This window comes from uncultured Marivita sp., from assembly GCF_947488135.1.
In the GTDB taxonomy this organism is placed as follows: Bacteria; Pseudomonadota; Alphaproteobacteria; order Rhodobacterales; family Rhodobacteraceae; genus Marivita.
Map to the genome: position 1 here is coordinate 417,715 of NZ_CANKYW010000001.1, position 14,978 is coordinate 432,692.

Consider the following 14,978-nt stretch of genomic DNA (forward strand, 5'->3'; position numbering starts at 1 on the left):
CGTGCGTTCCATGTTACGAGCAGCATCGACGGAACGGAGCCTCGCATGAACGCTGAACGCGTCATAGAAATTAAGTCGCTGAACAAATTCTTCGGGGATTTCCAGGTCCTGACGAATGTCGATCTGAGCGTCAGTCTCGGAGAGCGTATCGTCATCTGCGGACCTTCGGGATCAGGCAAATCCACTTTAATCAGATGTGTCAACGGATTGGAACAATTTGAGTCCGGACAAATCCGTGTGGATGGCATTTCCCTCAATGATCCTGGCGGAGTCGATCGCGTGCGCTCCGAAGTCGGGATGGTGTTCCAGCAGTTCAACCTGTTCCCGCACTTGACCGTTCTGGAGAACCTCACGCTGGGCCCGATGAAAGCTCGCGGACTGTCCCGCAAGGCAGCTGACGCACTGGCCATGCAGTTGCTCGAACGGGTGCGGATACCGGAACAGGCGCATAAACGCCCGCGCGACCTGTCGGGTGGCCAGCAACAGCGCGTGGCGATTGCGCGGTCGTTGTGCATGAAGCCGAAGATCATGCTGTTCGATGAACCGACGTCTGCGCTCGACCCAGAGATGATCTCGGAGGTGCTCGATGTCATGGTGGAGCTGGCCGAAGACGGGATGACGATGCTGGTGGTGACACATGAGATGGGTTTTGCCCGCAAGGTCGCTGATCGCATGGTGTTCATGGATGGCGGCGAGATCGTTGAGACCGGAACGCCATCGGCGGTGTTCGAAGCGCCCAAGTCACAGAGGTTCAAGGACTTCCTCGACAAGATATTGCAACATTGAGGCACCGCGGATGACACGAGGCGTGAAACTCTGGGCGCTGCTGGCAGGTATGCTGCTTCTAGCGGGATGTTCCGGCACCGGAAATTGGGGCTGGTACGTCATCGACCCCAGTACGCCACAGGGGCAATCCAATGTGAAATTCCTGATCGGCGGGTTCTGGGCCACCATTCAGCTATCCCTGATCGCGGCGGCACTGTCGATGACGATTGGACTGCTGGTGGCGTTGCCGGGCATGTCTGCAAACAGGTGGATCAGATTGCCGTCACGGGTTTATATCGAATTCGTGCGGGCGATCCCGTTGCTGCCGATGCTTTTTTGGGTGTTCTACGGTTTGCCGGTTGTGATGCGCTCGCTCGGGTTTCCCATAACGATCGACGCCTTCTGGGGCGCCATCATCACGCTCGCGATTTCCGACAGCGCATTTACCGCGGAAATCTATCGGTCCGGCATTCAGTCCATCCCCAAGGGTCAGACTGAAGCAGCCCGTACAGTTGGCCTGACATACAGCCAGACGATGCGCTACGTGGTCCTGCCACAGGCCATCCGCCGCATCCTGCCGCCCTTGGCCAACCAGTTTATCTACATCGTCAAGATGTCGGCATTTGCGTCGGTCATCGGGATGCAGGAACTCACTCGGCGCGCGAATGAATTGGTGGTCACGGAGTACCGGCCATTGGAAATCTACACGCTGTTAATACTCGAATACCTCGTGCTCGTTCTCATCATCAGCTTTTTCGTGCGCTGGCTGGAACGGAAGATGGGCGCGGACGAAAGCCGCTGAACATTTGCCAGAAGGAAAAAACCATGAGCTGGTCGGATTTCATGAAAGACACCGTGGCCCGTCTCGACGTGATGCAGAAGGAAACGCCCGAGACCTTTGCGGGCTTCAACCAGATGGGTCGCGCGGCGAGAACCAACGGGGCGCTGGACGAAAAGACCAAGGAACTGATCGCGCTCGGCATCGCGATTGCGACCCGCTGCGACAGCTGCATCGCGTTTCATGTCAAATCGCTGGTCCGGCTCAAGACACCGCGCGCCGAATTCTGCGAGGCATTGGCGATGATCGCCTATATGGGCGGCGGTCCCTCCGTTGCGTTCAGCGCAAAGGCGCTCGAGGCGTATGACGAGTTTTCCGGGGGACCGGCCGGTACGTCCGTTTGAACCGTTGCTCAAGTCACCGCTTTGCGCACCATGTCCCAATAGATCGCCTCCACCTCGGACAGCGACAGGCGTCCTGCGCTGCGATACCAGGTGTTGACGCCCGTGAGCATGGCGATGATCGCAAGTGTGGTGATCTTGGTGTCCGCCACGCGAAAGACATCGTTATCCCGCCCGTCGCGCAGGATCTTTTCGAGCTCGCTTTCATAGCGGCGGCGCAGGTCTTCGATGGTCGCGAAATTCTCGGGCGTCAGATTGCGCAGTTCCATGTAGGAAATGAACACGGCTTGCGGCCGTCCGAGGTGGAACCGGATGTGAAATCGGGTGAAGCGTTCCAGCCTGCCAAACGCATCCTCTGCTGACGGCTCCTTTGCCCAGGCGTCAAGAAGGTCATCCATGTGCCCGCGCATCAGGTCGAAAAGCAGTGACTGTTTGTCGGTCGTGTAATTGTAAAGCGCCCCGGCCTGGACGCCGACCTCTTTGGCGATCTGGCGCATGGAAACGGCGGCGTAGCCATGCCGGGCAAACAGCGTCAGCGCAGCCTCCCGCACCCGAGGGCCGGTAATGTCAGAATGTGAGCCCGCCGTTCGTGCCATGATCCGCAGGTTATCTGAACACTCGTTCAAATCAAGGCTGGAGGTTGCGCGCGCGCCTGCGCTGCGGCATGACAGAGACAGAAATGGGAGCACGCATATGTGGCGGGTTTGGATCATCCTTGGCGTGGCATTGACCGCCTGCGCGGAGTTTCCCGAGGTGGACGCCGCCCTCGCCTCCGACGGGGCCTTTGCTGAGTATCCCGACTTGCTGCCTTTCGAACAATTGCTCGATGCGCCGGAACCGCGTCTGACCGACAGCGATGATGACGCCCTGCGCGCCCGTGCCGCCGGTCTGCGGAACCGGGCAGATGGATTGCGTGGTCCGGTTATCGAACCGCAGACCCGTGACCGAATGAACGACGGCGTCGCCCAACCCTGATCACGCCCGTTGCAGCGCCGATCGCAAGGCGCTATTGCGGGCGAAATCACGCCTGACTGCATAAGGATTGCCCGAATGACTGAACCTCTGCGCCTTGGAATTGCAGGTCTGGGGACCGTCGGTGCGGGCGTCGTGAAGATCGTCCGCCAGAAGGCTGCGCTGCTGGAAACACGGGGCGGTCGTCCGATCTCAATCTCTGCTGTCTCCGCGCGCAACCGGGTCAAGGATCGCGGCGTTCCGCTTGACAGCTATGACTGGGAAGACGATCCCGTCACCCTCGCGCAGCGCGATGATGTGGACGTGTTCGTGGAACTGGTCGGCGGCAGCGACGGCCCCGCCAAAGCCTCGACCGAGGCCGCTCTGCGCGCGGGCAAGGATGTCGTCACCGCGAACAAGGCGCTACTGGCGCATCACGGTCAGGCGCTTGCCGAAGCGGCCGAGGCATCCGGCGCAGTCCTGCGGTTCGAGGCGGCGGTGGCCGGAGGCATTCCCGTCGTGAAAGCCCTAACCGAAGGTCTTGCCGCCAATGATATCCAACGCGTGATGGGCGTCATGAACGGCACCTGCAACTACATCCTGACGCGGATGGAATCCGGTGGCCTGACCTATAAAGAGGCATTCGCCGAAGCCGACGGGCTTGGCTATCTCGAGGCCGACCCGAACCTTGATGTCGGGGGCATCGACGCGGGTCACAAACTGTCGCTTCTGGCGTCGATCGCGTTCGGCACGCAGGTCGATTTCGATGCGGTGGAACTCGAAGGTATCGGCCGCGTCAGCATCGAGGACATCCGCCAGGCCGCCGATATGGGTTACAAGGTCAAGCTTCTGGGCGTGTGCCAGATGACCGGGCGCGGGCTGGAACAGCGCATGTCGCCCTGCCTTGTTCCGGCGACCTCACCCTTGGGTCAGCTCGATGGCGGCACGAACATGGTGATGATCGAAGGCGATCAGGTCGGACAGATCGTCATGAGTGGGGCCGGAGCGGGCGAAGGCCCGACGGCAAGCGCGGTGTTGGCCGACGTGATCGACATCGCGCGCGGAACCCGCGTGTCGACCTTTGGTCAGCCGTCAAGCAGCCTGATCAAACCCAGACCTGCAACGACCGCGACGCCGGCACCCTATTACCTGCGCCTCATGCTTCTCGACAAACCGGGTGCTTTGGCCAAGGTCGCCGCAGTCCTGGGCGAGGCAGGAGTTTCGATCAACCGTATGCGTCAGCGCAGCCACGATCAGAACACCGCGCCCGTCCTGATCGTCACCCACAAAACGACCCGCGCCGCGCTGGATAACGCGCTTGCTGCGATGGTCGGAACCGGTGTGGTCGAAGGCGAGCCCGTCGCCCTGCGGATCGAGCAGGTCTGAAAGCTTTAGCGCAATCAACCTTGTCAGCCCTGGGCCACAGGCTTAACAGGCTTTGGAAAGACCATTTTCGTGACTGGAGAATTTCATGACCACGCGCGCTGATTTTAACGACCGGATGTTGTCCCTGGGACTGGCGCGAGTGGCAGAGCAAGCCGCCATTGCGACTGTAAATCTCATCGGCCGTGGCGATGAGAAAGCCGCCGATCAAGCGGCTGTCAACGCGATGCGGGAGCAGTTGAACCTGCTCGACATCGCCGGTGTCGTCGTGATCGGCGAAGGGGAACGCGATGAGGCGCCGATGCTTTACATCGGCGAAGAGGTCGGCACCGGGACCGGACCCGGTGTGGACATCGCGCTGGACCCTCTTGAAGGCACGACCCTGACAGCCAAGGACATGCCGAACGCTTTGACCGTGATCGCGATGGGGCCACGCGGGTCCATGCTGCACGCACCGGACGTGTACATGGACAAGCTGGCAATCGGTCCGGGCTTTGCCGAAGGATTGGTGACGCTGGACATGACACCGCGCGAACGCGTCGCGGCGCTTGCCAAGGTCAAGGGGTGCAGCCCGAGCGACATCACCGTGTGTGTTCTCGAACGTCCGCGCCACGAAGACATGATCGCCGAAATTCGGTCGACAGGCGCCGCGATCCGCCTGATCACCGATGGCGACGTGGCCGGTGTCATGCACTGCGCAGAACCGTCTCAGACCGGGATTGATATGTATATGGGCACCGGCGGCGCACCCGAAGGCGTGCTTGCGGCGGCGGCACTGAAGTGTATGGGCGGCCAAATCCAGGGGCGGCTCGTCTTCCGCAACGACGACGAAAAAGCGCGCGCGGCCAAGGCCGGGATCACCGATCTCGACAAGATCTATTCCCGTGACGAGATGGTGACCGAAGACGTGATCTTCGCCGCCACCGGCGTGACCACCGGATCGCTCTTGGCTGGTATCAAGCGCGAAGTCGGATTCTACACCACTGAAACTCTGCTCATGCGGTCGAAAACCGGGTCGGTGCGCCGCATGACCTACCGGAACCCGATGCACTGATGAGGCACACGTGACCGGCTATCTTGGCGTTGACCGGTCGCTGACCGGGCGGCGCTGGATCGGTCCGGCGCCCGAAGTGACAAGGCAGGCCGAAGCGCTCGTGCAGCAGACGGGCCTGCCGCCCGCGCTGTGCCAGACCCTGTCGCGACTGGGTGTGGCTTCCGATGACGTGCCGACATATCTCGAGCCGACCCTGCGCGCGCTGCTTCCCGATCCGCGATCCCTGCGCGATATGGAGCGGGCTGCGGGTCGCCTCTTGCAGGCCGTCACCAAGAACGAACGCATTGCGATCTTTGCCGATTACGATGTCGATGGCGGGGCCTCGGCGGCGCTGCTGATCGACTGGCTGCGCCAGCTCGACCGCCGCGCGACGCTGTATATTCCCGACCGGATCGACGAAGGCTATGGCCCGAACGAGCCCGCGATGGCCGATCTCGCCCGCAACCACGACCTGATCGTCTGCGTCGATTGCGGAACGCTCTCGCATGGCCCTATCGCCGCAGCGGAGGGCGCGGATGTCATCGTCCTCGACCACCACCTTGGTGGAGAGACATTGCCGGATGCCTATTCGGTCGTGAACCCCAACCGTCAGGACGAGGACGGAAGCCTAGCCCATCTCTGCGCGGCGGGTGTCGTGTTTCTTGCCTTGGTCGAGGCAGGGCGGCAGATGCGAGAGGCCGGTCAAAAAGGCCCCGACCTCATGTCGATGCTCGATCTCGTTGCCTTGGCGACCGTTGCGGATGTTGCACCGCTCAAAGGCGTGAATCGCGCCTTGGTGCGGCAGGGTCTCAAGGTCATGGCACAGCGTGCGCGCCCCGGTCTGGTGGCGCTCTGCGATGTGGGGCGTCTCGACAGCGCGCCCAAATCCTATCACCTCGGCTTCGTGCTCGGACCTCGGGTGAATGCCGGGGGCCGGATCGGCAAGGCCGATTTGGGGGCGCGGCTTCTGGCCTGCACCGATCCCCACGAGGCACAGGCCATGGCCGAACGTCTGGACGCGCTCAACACCGAACGCCGCGAGATCGAGGAAGCGGTCCGCGCACAGGCGCTCGAACAGGCCGAAGACCGTGGCTTCGACGCGCCTCTGGTCTGGGCCGCTGGTGAGGGATGGCATCCGGGCGTTGTCGGTATTGTCGCGTCGCGATTGAAGGAACGCACGAACCGCCCCTCCATCGTCATCGGGTTCGACGGGAACGATGGCAAGGGATCGGGGCGCTCGGTCAGCGGGATCGACCTTGGCGCAGCGATCCAGAAACTGGCGGCAGAGGGGCACCTGCTCAAGGGCGGCGGTCACAAGATGGCCGCGGGCCTGTCCCTGACCCGGGATCAGCTTGAGCCCGCGATGGCACGGCTTTCGGAGTTGCTGGCCAAGCAGGGCGCGGACCAGCTTGGCGCATCGGACCTGCGCCTGGATGGCCCCTTGATGCCGGGGGCCGCGACGCCCGAGTTGGTGGATATGCTGGAAAACGCGGGCCCCTTCGGCGCCGGGGCGGCGGCACCGCGCTTTGTCTTCCCCGAAGCGCAGATCGGTTTCGCCAAAAGGGTTGGCGCGTCCCATCTCAAGGTGAACTTCGGTGACGGCATCGGAGCGCGCGTGGACGCTATCTGTTTTGGTGCGTTCGACGGTCCCCTCGGTCCCGCGCTCGAACAACACGCGGGCGCGCGATTCCATCTTGCCGGTCGTTTGGAAATCAACGAGTGGGGCGGCCGCCGTGCGGTTCAACTGCGCCTGGAAGATGCCGCGCGCGTCGCGGAGTAAAGCGGGCAAGCCTCTGTTTTTCAATACTTTTGGCGGGCTGTCCGCCTCGCGCGGAAACTTCCGAAAAATCCTCGAAAATCCATGAATTTCCACTTGCATGGCCGCGCGGCTTTGCCTAAACACCGCTCACCAAGCGTGGCCCGTTCGTCTATCGGTTAGGACGCCAGGTTTTCAACCTGGAAAGAGGGGTTCGATTCCCCTACGGGCTGCCACCTTCCAGATTTTTCCTTTTTTTACTGGGCTTTACAGCGCTCAGTGTCCCACTATTTTCGGTGCGTGGGACACTTCGGGCTTAAGCGGCCGCCTCGGCGCGCTCAAAAGCGCGCTCGGCGAGCTTCGCCCGGTCCACGCGCTTAGTGTAAATCGCGGCAGTTTTAGGATCACTGTGAGACAGGTAGGCCATGACTTCGTAAACCGAGCCTGACGCCTCGGCAATCTCCTCTGCGCGGCGCTTGCGGATACCATGCTGCGATCGGGTCGCACGCATCTTCGTCTTCCCATTGTCTTCCTGGATGGGGTTGCCCTCTTCGTCCACCACAGGCTCGCAGAGACCCGCCGCGATGATCCATTTACGGACAGCGTTGTCGAGCGATCCTGACGACGCAAAGGGCGTTCCCTTCTTGGTCAGAAGGTAGGCGGCAGCGTTCGCGGGAAGATTGGCCGCCTCCAGCATGAAGTCCCAAGGTAGCGGAAGTTGGACCTCCGATGAGCCCTTCTTCGACGGCTGAAAGCGAATGTAGAGACGCTCTTCGCGCGTCATCTCGTGCCTGGGTCCGAGAATGTGCATGTCGCCGATGCGACCTGCCGTCGCATTCGCGAGAAGAAACCAGCGACGGGCCATCGTGCCCGGCCTGTGGTGGGCGAGGAACTGTTCTGCGTCGGCGTCACTCCAAGGCTCTGCGCCGCCCTTCTCGACGTGTCTGCTCTTTACCTTAAAAATTGGGCTGTTGGGCGGATAGCCATGATCCTCGCCCGACTTATACGCGGCCCGGAGAGCTTTCAGGCACGTGTGAGCCGCTCCGGTCCGCACACCGAAGGAGTCGCGGATATGGGCGAAGGCTTCACGCGGAAGGTTCGCCTTCATCGCGCCCATTCGAATCTTCTTATTAGGCGAAAGGCATTCTCGCGCCTGTGTTAGACCGGTTTTGCGGCTGGCCAGAGTAAGCGGCTTCAGGTTACCGGCTTTGACCTGAACCTCCATCCACTCGATGAACTTCTCGCAGAGTTCGTCGAGCGTGTTCTTTGCCGGTTTGGGCTTCTCATTCACGATCAGCTTCAATCCGGCCCTCGCGGCCAAATAGTGGTGCTCGAAATCGTCGTGGTCGGGACCCACCGGAATGGTGATCTTCTTTGTCTTCTGCCCGTCAATGCGGACACGCCAGCGAGGTTTCCCCGCCGGCGTTTTTTCCTCACAAAGGCCTTCGTAGTTCTTGCTGATCTTCATGTTCCGTCTTCCCAAGTTGGGGCTTCGTCGGCACAGGATGCGACATTCGGCCGCTTTCGTGTTGCAGGATGCCCCCAAAGGCGCTTCATTGGAATTGTCGGCAACATCAACACTGAAAGACCCATCCGCGTTAACCCGCACAGCACCCGGCTGAAGGCCCGCCGCGATCATTGCATTGATCACGTTGGAGACTGAGGATCGGGATGGCTGAGCAGCAGGCATGTTCTTTACTTCCGTTGAGGGAAGAATAGTGGGTGGATCGCGTTCGAAAGAGTCGTCGAAATCCCAAAATAAATTGCGCCAGAGCAAGGAATCCAATCCAACCCATTGATTGAAATTGAAAATTTCTCGTTGCCTGTGCTGAGGCTTTGCTATTGGGCGTGCCGACTGGAGCAGCAAAAGGAAGGATGCCGACACGCCAGCCCCCGGTGATCCATCCGGCGGCTTGGACCCTTGAGGGTCCTCAACAGGAGGGCGCCCGCAGTGGGGCGCCGCCCAGGATCAGTATTCCAGAAGCTCATTTGCAATGCGCATGGCACGCAGACCGAAAAGCACGGCGGTTATCGCTTCTTGGACGCTTCGCAGTTCCTTTGCGCAGCGAATGAGGGCGTGCGTTGCATCGTCTGCGTAGCAGACTTCATAGCCGCCGCGGACGTGGTTTTCGTCTGCCTCCCAGCCGACATATGTCTCCGATCGGATCCTGGCAGCAAGCGTTTCGATGAATGTGTTCAGATCTTCCACAAAAGTCTCATCGAAGACTTTCCGGCGCTCGAGCCGCCGGGCGACATGCTCGGGAAAGGTCCGCCTTGCCGGCGGCCAAGCCGGTACGACTGTGTCACGCAAGCTGACGGCTGCGATCTGTGCCTTCGCGAGAGCCTCGGCGACGAGTCCAGTCAAGAGATCCTGGTTTATCTCGCCATCGAAGATATTGGCGCGGGGAGCCTCCGCTATAGTTGCGATGCTCATGCTGCCACCTGCTCTGCGAGGATCGGTTCCAGCGTTTGACGATACGTCGAAATCGCGTCATGGAGACCGTCAGCGAGAAGACAGATTGCTTCGACGACAGGGCTGGCGGGGTCAACCGTAGCGAACCGTGCGGCCTCGATCTTGTCCAAGTCGTGGACATTTTTCAGCAGCAGCAGGTCGAGCAGGTTGTCAAGTCTCCCCAGCGTGCGCCGCGAAGGGACTTGGCAGTCAGCAAGACCATCCAGAACATCCTGAGCAAGTTTGAGGCTAGGCCGGCCGCCGAGCAGGGAGGCTGCGTGGAGTAGCGCGTCGGCGTTTTTGCCGACGTGCGCGCGCAAATCTGCGCGAGCCGTGCCCTTGCTGCGGCGGCCCCATGCGTATCATCGAGATCTTCCGCCGCGGGAAAAAACCGATGTCGCGCGCCCCACCAAGGGAGCAGGCGGCATGACACACAGCCTGTCCGATGCCAGAAAACGCCACCGGCTGCCTCCAGCAGGCTCGGCCCGAACAGGCTGTGCCAGTCCATATTCGGCGCGATACACGGCAGCAATCTCGCCGCAACCAGAAGCTTTGTCGGGATCATCGAACGAGTTTGCGCCTGTCTCAGGCACCATGCGCACCTTCAACCGAACCCCTGATCCAGCCTTTGCCCCAACCCTCTGCGCACTTCCCCCATAGATTGCACCAAGACCCCCGCGGCTTCCTCCTTGGGAGGTTTTCCAACGCGGGTCGTGGTCGCGCGAGCGCGAAGCGTTCCGCCGCAACCCGCATCAGAAAACCTTCACCTGACCGGTTCTCCACACGGCAACCCAGCGCTGTATTGCGGCATCTCTAAAGCAGCCGTTTGTGATGCGCAAAGTACGGTGCCGGAACGCGTGCGCTGGCTTCTCAAACAGCGGCGTTGTCCCGGAAGACGTTTCGGCTTGCGTGTTGGAACCCTCATTTTTGCTTACCTTTGAGCGCGCTCTCCGAAGCTATCATTCGGTTGCGCGGTAACACCGTTTGGAGCGCGCTCCGAGCGGGCCCGCGGCGGCGATGCTTGTTATCGTGTGGCGCCTACGTCGGGCCGACGATAAGGTTTTGTTCGCTGGCCCCAAGGAATCGTCACTCTTACTGCCAATCTTCCCGCTGTCAGTGCTTGCCGCTCAGCCTGGAACGAGGTCTATGTCGTCGGTCAGAAAACCCCACTTATCCCGACGCATATGTGGCCGCTGTCTCGATAGCTTTTTTAGCGTCAATTGCATTCGTGATTTTGCCAGGGTGTTCCTGCAAGACTGATTGTGCATTTGGATCCGAGACGTCCTTGGCTGTCATATAGGTGCGCCTTAAAATACAACTCACCTCGCCTGCCGAAAGCCTTCTCCCTGCGGCCCGATGCATTTGAGAGACGACGCCGGCGACGATCGATGACGCTGCCGACGTGCCGCCGAACAGGGAATAGAGCGACCCTGGCCGGTTCTGCGATTGCTTTTGCTCATTCTTTGCGCCGGGGTCGATACCAGGATCGTTGAGGTCTCGGCTTTCATGGGGATCTGACGCATATCCATAAGGACCGGGTGTGTCGATTGCGAGAACCTTGTAAGGGCAGTATCGCCCGCTCCCGATCAATCCGGGCCCGCCAATCTTGCTGCCCCGCCATGACAGCTCGTCGTATCGGACATCATCTGTTGACATCTCTTCCCGATCGTCACTGGGCGCATAGATGAAAACTTCGTCTTCGATGCTTTCGCCCACGAACTGCCTTCGCCCAGCGCAATAGGTCGCGCGCTGGCCAAACGCCGTTACGGCCCCGACCACGATCAATTGCGGGGCGGCGTTGTTGTCCTGGGAAAGCCGCGCAGGGTATTCCAATGGCCCCGGGCCGGAGTTGCCGGCAGCGACGACGACAGGGATCTCTTGGCTGACGTCACGAAGTAATGCTTCGAACACATCCTTGTGCCGACCGCGCACGCGATCGTTTCGGAAGCGGGTCAGGCGCGGATCGTCGGACTCGGCCTCCCCGGGGATCATGTCCTCGACCGAACGCGGCAACAGGATCACGTCTGCGTCACAAAGCATTGCGTACAGAAGCGCGGAAGTCAGAGGCCAGTATTCGTGGCTGTAGACCGTATTTATTGGGATAATCTTGGCGAAGGGGTCGACCCCGGAATAACGAATGGCATTCGGATTCGGTTTCCTGGGTTCTGGATCCGCTTTAGCGTCCGGAGCCGGTTCTTTAACTTCATTGCATCCCATTGTCTTCTTGTCATCTTTGGCCGGCACGATGTCAGCGAAGTTCGCATTCGCGCCCACAAGACCCGCACAAGCCGTGCCATGTGCGGCGAAGCGAAAATTAGGGTCGACCGCATTGGGACGCGCGGCGGATCCTTCCGGGTCCAGCCTTGGGTCCGGCACGGGTACGCCTACCTCGATTAACTTGCGGCGCGCAGCTTTTTCGTCTCCTTCCGCGTCGAACCCGTAGCGATGAGCAAGCACCAGAAAAAAGTCTTTTTCCTTGCCAAACGGCCCGCTGACGCGAGTTTCGTTGAGCTCGCTTTCGTGCCCATAATAGGATGTCAGTGACGCCCAGCTCGAGAAGTCCGCGCGCTCCGTCATCCGCAGTCCAAGCAGGTTCGGATGCTCGTCGCAGGCTCCGTTATCTATGATCGCCACTTTGACATCGCATTTGACGCTATCCTCCGGCCGCGTACCGGCCTTGGGGAATTGTCCTTCCAAGAACTCGCCCATGTCGGTCATCAAATTGATTGCAATCAGATGCCACAGGTAGTGCAGACCAGCGTCGTCAATTTCGCATTTCTTGGCGCCTTTAGCCATCTCATCCCCCTTTCAATACCATTCCCGCTGAGCGGCGGCCATCTTGTAGCGGCATACCTGAAAAAGATACGGCGCGAACATCCGGGCAAGCTCTTCGCCTGCCCGGGTATCGGATTCGTAATGCAATCCGGCATATTCCCGATTTTCGCCAATGCGTTGTGCGACGTGAAAAAGCTCTATCGCACCGGGAATCTCGGGAATGGCGCGGTTGATCGCGTGGGCCACCGAGAACGACTGGAAGGCATGATTGCTTGGATAGGATGCATGCGGCGGATTTGGCAGGAATGGCCGCAACGTCGGATCCACTGCGTTCGGGCGAGGGCGGGCGAAACGTGCCTTGAACACGTATCCGACGCGCTCCGTGACCTGCAGAACGGTTTGAATCAGATCGATCGTCGCCGGAAACGCACTCGCAAACTCTTCGATCCCAAGCGGTCTCAGTAGATCTATCGGATCGTTTGCCGTGATTTGCCGCCGGACCTCAGACTGGCGCAAGCGGTCGCGTCGCAGCGCCCGCTCCTTTTCGTGCAGCTCGTAAATTTCCTCCGTCGTTCGCTCACGGCCCGGCGGCAAGGCCAGCGGCAGGCGCTCGTACGGGTACTTCGACGGCGTGTCACGGTCTCCACTGTCAAGAAGTGCGATCTCGCGCAGTTCGATCCATGTCGAAAGCACTGCGTCCCCAAAGGCCGGAACGCTTTGGCTGTCTGCTGCCATGGCCATCGCCATCGCGCCAGGACGCATGGCCATGGCCATCGCCTGCGGCCTACTCATGGCCATGGCCATGGCCATGGCTCTCGGACCGCCCAGCGCCCGCGCCTGGACCAGAGAGACGCTGCTGCGGTTCCCAGATAAAGGATCTTCGCCGACTTGGATCGTCACCAATGCACCCGTCCGTGTCAGGCGCAGGCTCCTGTTCTCGACATATCCAGTTCGATCTCCATCACCACTCATCTTGTCAAACCTCCACGCTCCGCAATCGCTCGAATCCGTCCAGCAACAAGGCGCGCGCACCTTCCGAAGGGATTGGAAATTCGTACTCGCGCATTTGGTCTATGCTGAAACCGCCAGCTTGTTCGTCCAGTTCGTTCAATCGGGCTCGGGCGCGCCTTATGTCGCCGCGTAGGCTGTGCGTGGCCACCAGATACCGAAGATTAGGCAGGAATTGGCTCTGACAGCCCTTCTGGGCGGCCCGCGCTGCTTCGCCAAAGCGGGCGGCCTCATCCAGTCGTCCGCTTGCCAACTCGACGATGGACCGAACCGTGAGGAGACCGTATCCGTAGGGGCCATTTCGACCGAGCGCCGCCGCGCGTTTCGCATCATGTCGGGCCGAAGACAGCCGCCCGGTGTAATATCCCAGCAGCGCGCGGCTGTGGTAATAAAGCGCATTGTCCGGCGGACAACTGTCGAGCGGGCGAATGATTGTCTCGGCACGCTCAAAGTCGCGGAACACGAAACTGTAGACATGCGTCAGAAGCGAGCGTGTAAGCGGATTATTCGGATCCTCTTCGAGCGCCCGGCGCGCCAAGGTGTCCGCGTGCGCACGGAGATCAGCTCCGCGCCTTCCGCGAGTCCGCTCGAGTTCGAAGGCGCTGAGAAACGCATACCATGCGAAATAGGTACCGCGAGGATCAATTTCGATGGCGTTGCGGAAAGACGCGGCAGACCGTTCGAGCGAGGGTTTTGTCAGTTTGAAGATAGATGCAATCCCGTCCATCGCCGCGCGCGCAGCAACCAGGCGATCATCACCCAGCACCGGCGGCACCTTTCGAAACAGGCAATCGGTGATCTGGTCCGTGATCTCGTTAACGGCGACCGCAAAGGCGCCACGTTCCGCGCCGCTTGCATTGATCTCGAAACGCCTACCCCAGAGGCTTTCGTGGTCGGCGACGCGCATGCATGAAATCGATATGACGACCCGCGATCCCCACGAAACCGATTCGAACTTCAAAAACGCGTCTGCCTCGGCTCGAGTGACCTCGGCGGCGGTGGGCCTGTCCAGCAATTTGTAAACATCGTAGGCCCGCAACGAGTCGATCACGCGCCCGCGCAGCAAGCCGCCGAACAGTTGCGCGACGTGATCGCCCCCCGCAGTCAGCGTTGGCAACACGGCCACGTGCATGCGGTGCCATTGCCTGTGCACCGTCGGCACTGCCGACTCGAGACACGGATCCCGGGACAGACCCTGGCGGGTGAGGCGGAGCCACTCCTCAAATTGAGGATCCCGGATATCGATCCCGGCGAGCAGCTCTTGTCGTGGTACTGGGGAGGCCTCGCTTGGCGGCTCATGGAATACGTCGACGCGCAGGCGATCAATAGCCAGCGCTACCGGCCCGCCGCTTGTCTGCAGCACCTCACACTCGCCATCTCTATTAAGCGCGTGCCGCAGTTCGGACAGTGCCTTTTTCAGGCTGTCGCGTCCGTGAGCAGGGCCGCGATCGCTCCATAGCAGATCCTGCAAAGCCGCCCTATTCCAGGGTTGGCCATGCGATAATGCAAGGATCGCAAGAAGTCCCTGAGCCTTTGCCGAGCGCGGTGTAACATCCACACCGTCGGGAGTGCAGAGCCTCAAAGGCCCAAAAAGCTTCAGTTTGAAATGGGTGGCCATGGCAAGGCTAATATCCGCTTCAATAACTTCGAATTACTGAGAGTACTGTCGCACGAAT

At 60.6% G+C, this 14,978-nt stretch carries 14 protein-coding genes and 1 tRNA gene; 8 read left to right on the forward strand and 7 right to left on the reverse strand.

Features of this window, described 5'->3' with window-relative positions; genetic code table 11:
• The first annotated feature begins 45 nt into the window (after positions 1-45).
• The 3 genes from Q1B16_RS02050 to Q1B16_RS02060 are packed head-to-tail and all read left to right on the forward strand — an operon-like array spanning position 46 to position 1,947.
• On the forward strand, positions 46-786 hold the full coding sequence (locus Q1B16_RS02050) for an amino acid ABC transporter ATP-binding protein (RefSeq protein WP_299784420.1): 741 nt from the start codon (positions 46-48) through the stop codon (positions 784-786).
• A 10-nt stretch (positions 787-796) separates the two neighbouring features.
• The gene (locus Q1B16_RS02055; RefSeq protein WP_299784422.1) at positions 797-1,567 is read left to right on the forward strand and encodes an amino acid ABC transporter permease; all 771 of its coding nucleotides are present in this window, start codon (positions 797-799) and stop codon (positions 1,565-1,567) included.
• 23 nt (positions 1,568-1,590) lie between these two features.
• Positions 1,591-1,947 (forward strand): carboxymuconolactone decarboxylase family protein, encoded by a 357-nt coding sequence (locus Q1B16_RS02060; protein ID WP_299784424.1) that lies wholly within the window; start codon positions 1,591-1,593, stop codon positions 1,945-1,947.
• 8 nt (positions 1,948-1,955) lie between these two features.
• Here the strand turns inward: Q1B16_RS02060 and Q1B16_RS02065 are convergent, their stop codons facing one another.
• Complete coding sequence (locus tag Q1B16_RS02065) at positions 1,956-2,540, reverse strand: TetR/AcrR family transcriptional regulator (protein WP_299784426.1); 585 nt, start codon at positions 2,538-2,540, stop codon at positions 1,956-1,958.
• Positions 2,541-2,637: 97 nt separating this feature from the next.
• Here Q1B16_RS02065 and Q1B16_RS02070 point away from each other — a divergent pair, with 97 nt between their 5' ends.
• The 5 genes from Q1B16_RS02070 (at position 2,638) to Q1B16_RS02090 (ending at position 7,303) form a co-directional block, all read left to right on the forward strand.
• Positions 2,638-2,919, forward strand: a complete 282-nt coding sequence (locus Q1B16_RS02070) for a hypothetical protein (RefSeq protein WP_299784428.1) — start codon at positions 2,638-2,640, stop codon at positions 2,917-2,919.
• 75 nt (positions 2,920-2,994) lie between these two features.
• Positions 2,995-4,281, forward strand: a complete 1,287-nt coding sequence (locus Q1B16_RS02075; RefSeq protein ID WP_299784430.1) for a homoserine dehydrogenase — start codon at positions 2,995-2,997, stop codon at positions 4,279-4,281.
• An 85-nt stretch (positions 4,282-4,366) separates the two neighbouring features.
• The gene (glpX, locus tag Q1B16_RS02080) at positions 4,367-5,332 is read left to right on the forward strand and encodes a class II fructose-bisphosphatase (protein WP_299784434.1); all 966 of its coding nucleotides are present in this window, start codon (positions 4,367-4,369) and stop codon (positions 5,330-5,332) included.
• 10 nt (positions 5,333-5,342) lie between these two features.
• Positions 5,343-7,091: a single-stranded-DNA-specific exonuclease RecJ gene (recJ, locus tag Q1B16_RS02085; RefSeq protein WP_299784436.1), complete on the forward strand. Its 1,749-nt coding sequence runs from the start codon at positions 5,343-5,345 to the stop codon at positions 7,089-7,091.
• A gap of 137 nt (positions 7,092-7,228) precedes the next feature.
• Positions 7,229-7,303 (forward strand) — tRNA-Glu (locus Q1B16_RS02090).
• A gap of 80 nt (positions 7,304-7,383) precedes the next feature.
• On the opposite strand, the gene Q1B16_RS02095 is transcribed toward Q1B16_RS02090, so the two are convergent.
• The 6 genes from Q1B16_RS02095 to Q1B16_RS02120 form a co-directional block, all read right to left on the reverse strand.
• Positions 7,384-8,535, reverse strand: coding sequence for a hypothetical protein (locus Q1B16_RS02095; RefSeq protein ID WP_299784438.1), 1,152 nt, complete (start codon positions 8,533-8,535; stop codon positions 7,384-7,386).
• A 501-nt stretch (positions 8,536-9,036) separates the two neighbouring features.
• Positions 9,037-9,501 carry a hypothetical protein gene (locus Q1B16_RS02100; RefSeq protein WP_299784440.1) on the reverse strand — a complete coding sequence of 155 codons (465 nt, stop codon included), beginning with the start codon at positions 9,499-9,501 and terminating at the stop codon, positions 9,037-9,039.
• Positions 9,498-9,839: a hypothetical protein gene (locus tag Q1B16_RS02105; protein ID WP_299784442.1), complete on the reverse strand. Its 342-nt coding sequence runs from the start codon at positions 9,837-9,839 to the stop codon at positions 9,498-9,500. The genes Q1B16_RS02100 and Q1B16_RS02105 overlap by 4 nt, the downstream gene beginning before the upstream one ends.
• An 850-nt stretch (positions 9,840-10,689) precedes the next feature.
• Entirely contained in the window at positions 10,690-12,315 is a 1,626-nt protein-coding gene (locus Q1B16_RS02110; RefSeq protein ID WP_299784444.1) for a S8 family serine peptidase, read from the reverse strand.
• A 12-nt stretch (positions 12,316-12,327) separates the two neighbouring features.
• Positions 12,328-13,266 (reverse strand): phospholipid phosphatase, encoded by a 939-nt coding sequence (locus Q1B16_RS02115; protein WP_299784446.1) that lies wholly within the window; start codon positions 13,264-13,266, stop codon positions 12,328-12,330.
• Between the two features lie 4 nt (positions 13,267-13,270).
• Positions 13,271-14,920 carry a hypothetical protein gene (locus Q1B16_RS02120; RefSeq protein ID WP_299784448.1) on the reverse strand — a complete coding sequence of 550 codons (1,650 nt, stop codon included), beginning with the start codon at positions 14,918-14,920 and terminating at the stop codon, positions 13,271-13,273.
• Positions 14,921-14,978 lie beyond the last annotated feature (58 nt).

Bases quoted from the DNA above. Each gene is read 5' to 3' on its own strand.
- Q1B16_RS02050 (WP_299784420.1), top strand. From the start codon at position 46: ATGAACGCTGAACGCGTCATAGAAATTAAGTCGCTGAACAAATTCTTC.
- Q1B16_RS02055 (WP_299784422.1), top strand. From the start codon at position 797: ATGACACGAGGCGTGAAACTCTGGGCGCTGCTGGCAGGTATGCTGCTT.
- Q1B16_RS02060 (WP_299784424.1), top strand. From the start codon at position 1,591: ATGAGCTGGTCGGATTTCATGAAAGACACCGTGGCCCGTCTCGACGTG.
- Q1B16_RS02065 (WP_299784426.1), bottom strand. From the start codon at position 2,540: ATGGCACGAACGGCGGGCTCACATTCTGACATTACCGGCCCTCGGGTG.
- Q1B16_RS02070 (WP_299784428.1), top strand. From the start codon at position 2,638: ATGTGGCGGGTTTGGATCATCCTTGGCGTGGCATTGACCGCCTGCGCG.
- Q1B16_RS02075 (WP_299784430.1), top strand. From the start codon at position 2,995: ATGACTGAACCTCTGCGCCTTGGAATTGCAGGTCTGGGGACCGTCGGT.
- glpX (WP_299784434.1), top strand. From the start codon at position 4,367: ATGACCACGCGCGCTGATTTTAACGACCGGATGTTGTCCCTGGGACTG.
- Q1B16_RS02095 (WP_299784438.1), bottom strand. From the start codon at position 8,535: ATGAAGATCAGCAAGAACTACGAAGGCCTTTGTGAGGAAAAAACGCCG.
- Q1B16_RS02100 (WP_299784440.1), bottom strand. From the start codon at position 9,501: ATGAGCATCGCAACTATAGCGGAGGCTCCCCGCGCCAATATCTTCGAT.
- Q1B16_RS02110 (WP_299784444.1), bottom strand. From the start codon at position 12,315: ATGGCTAAAGGCGCCAAGAAATGCGAAATTGACGACGCTGGTCTGCAC.
- Q1B16_RS02115 (WP_299784446.1), bottom strand. From the start codon at position 13,266: ATGAGTGGTGATGGAGATCGAACTGGATATGTCGAGAACAGGAGCCTG.
- Q1B16_RS02120 (WP_299784448.1), bottom strand. From the start codon at position 14,920: ATGGCCACCCATTTCAAACTGAAGCTTTTTGGGCCTTTGAGGCTCTGC.